At 28.3% G+C, this 2313-nt stretch carries 2 protein-coding genes; both read left to right on the top strand.

Annotation, left to right across the window (positions count from 1 at the left end; all coding sequences use genetic code 11):
* Window positions 1-361 precede the first annotated feature (361 nt).
* A complete protein-coding gene (locus BUB01_RS22555) occupies window positions 362-1039 on the top strand; it encodes a uracil-DNA glycosylase (protein ID WP_072993973.1) in 678 nt (225 codons plus the stop codon).
* A gap of 36 nt (window positions 1040-1075) precedes the next feature.
* The gene (locus tag BUB01_RS22550) at window positions 1076-2173 is read left to right on the top strand and encodes a ribose-phosphate pyrophosphokinase (protein ID WP_072993970.1); all 1098 of its coding nucleotides are present in this window, start codon (window positions 1076-1078) and stop codon (window positions 2171-2173) included.
* Window positions 2174-2313: the final 140 nt, after the last annotated feature.

The following is a 2313-nucleotide window of genomic DNA, read 5'->3' as shown; positions in this document are numbered from 1 at the left end:
AGCTCATTACTGTTGTATGTCTTATGATTTAAATCATAAAGAATTGCTGGTCATATATTTTCTTGCTCTGTTTAATTTTCAAAGACCAAATTTCACTCGTCATCACCTGACGACAAGGAATATAATATCATAAATAAATCTACTGAAAATATCACTTTTCTCCATTTAATCAATTTAACTCTATATTTTTCTATATTTCTTCGTTTTTCTACATCAAATTCATTTAGACACACTAGGATTAGTTTTCTTTATTATTCAACTTATATACATTTCTCCTATTGAAATATTTTAATATATTTTTTTAATTTATTAATGTTTCTTATTAATATTTAAGTGTTATAATATTCAGAGGTGATAAACAATGAGTATTATTTTTAAAAATGATTGGAACGACTTATTACAAGAAGAATTTAATAAGGATTATTATCTAAGATTAAGAGAAAATCTTATAAATGAATACAGAGGAAATCAAATATATCCTGATATGCATGATATATTTAATGCCCTTCATTATACATCATTTTCAGATGTCAAAGTTGTAATTTTGGGTCAAGATCCCTATCATGGTCCTAATCAAGCTCACGGATTGAGTTTTTCAGTAAATAAAGGAATAAAGATCCCACCTTCATTATTAAATATATATAAGGAACTAAATTCTGATTTAGGCTGTTATATTCCTAACAATGGTTATTTAAAAAAATGGAGTGATCAAGGAATTCTATTATTAAATACGTCTCTAACAGTTAGAGCTTCTCAACCTAACTCTCACAAATTCTTGGGATGGGATCTATTTACTGATAAAATTATTGAACTTCTTAACAAGCGTAACAACCCTGTCGTATTTATTCTATGGGGAAACAACGCCATATCAAAAGAAAAATTAATTACAAATTCTATACACTACATAATTAAATCTGTACATCCTAGTCCTTTATCTGCTAATAGAGGCTTTTTTGGTAGTAAACCATTTTCTAAAACTAATTCATTCTTAAAAAAAATAGGTAAGAAAGAGATTGATTGGCAAATAGATAATATTTAATATTTTAATAACTGTTCTATATGAAAGGAGATTTAAATGAATAATATTAATACTAATGGAGATTTAGGCCTTATCGCTTTAGAAAGCTGCTCTGATTTGGGTAAGAAAATAGATTCTTACATAAAAAATCGTAGGTGCGAAGGTAATTCATTTCTTATTTCTACAGAGGAAATAAGATTTTCTAACGGTGAAGGCAAAATTAAGTTATCTGAAACTATTAGAGGAAAAGATGTTTATATTCTATGCGATGTTGGTAACTATAGTTGCACTTATACTATGTTTGGAATGACAACTCATAAAGGACCTGATGAACACTTTCAAGATATTAAAAGAACTGTTTCTGCTATAAGAGGAAAAGCTAAAAGAATTACTGTTATAATGCCACTTTTATATGCTTCAAGACAACATAGACGTAAAGGAAGAGAATCTTTAGATTGTGCATTAGCTTTACAAGAGCTTGAAAGACTAGGTGTACAAGAAATTTTAACCTTTGATTGTCATGATCCAAATGTACAAAATGCAATACCTTTATTATCATTTGAAAATTTATATCCAACTTATGATATTGTTAAAACATTTATTACTGAAGAAAAAAATTTAGAAATAAACAAAGACAATATGCTTGTAATTAGTCCTGATACTGGTGCTATGGATAGAGCAATTTATTATGCTAGCGTACTAGGATTAGATGTAGGTTTATTTTATAAAAGAAGAGATCATGCAACTATAGTAAATGGTAAAAATCCAATAGTTAAACATGAATATATGGGGCGTGATGTTGCAGGGCAAGATGTTCTAATCGTTGATGATATGATAGCATCTGGTGAATCTGTCCTTGACATAGCAACAGAACTAAAAAAGAGAAATGCTAAAAATGTTTATGTAGCGGCTACATTTGCATTCTTCACCGAAGGGTTAGATAAATTCAATAAATATTTTAACGATGGTACTATAACAAGAGTATACTCTACTAATCTAACTTATATATCTAATGAATTAAAAAATTCACCTTGGTTTAGAGAAGTGGATATGTCTGAATTTGTAGGTAGAATTATTCATAGATTAAATCATGATAAATCAATAGCATCTTTTATGGACGCAACAAATGTTATACATGATTTATTAAAGAAATAATATAAAAAAAGCTCAGTTAAAACTGAGCTTTTATTTTTAAATCAAAAATAAAAACTCTTATAACAATAAGTTATAAGAGTTTCAACCTGGCAACCACTTACTCTCCCACACAGTCTCCCGTGCAGTACCATCAGCCGTAA

This window comes from Clostridium cavendishii DSM 21758, from assembly GCF_900141845.1.
GTDB lineage: Bacteria > Bacillota > Clostridia > Clostridiales > Clostridiaceae > Clostridium_AG > Clostridium_AG cavendishii.
This window is presented reverse-complemented; position numbering and strand designations above follow the sequence as displayed.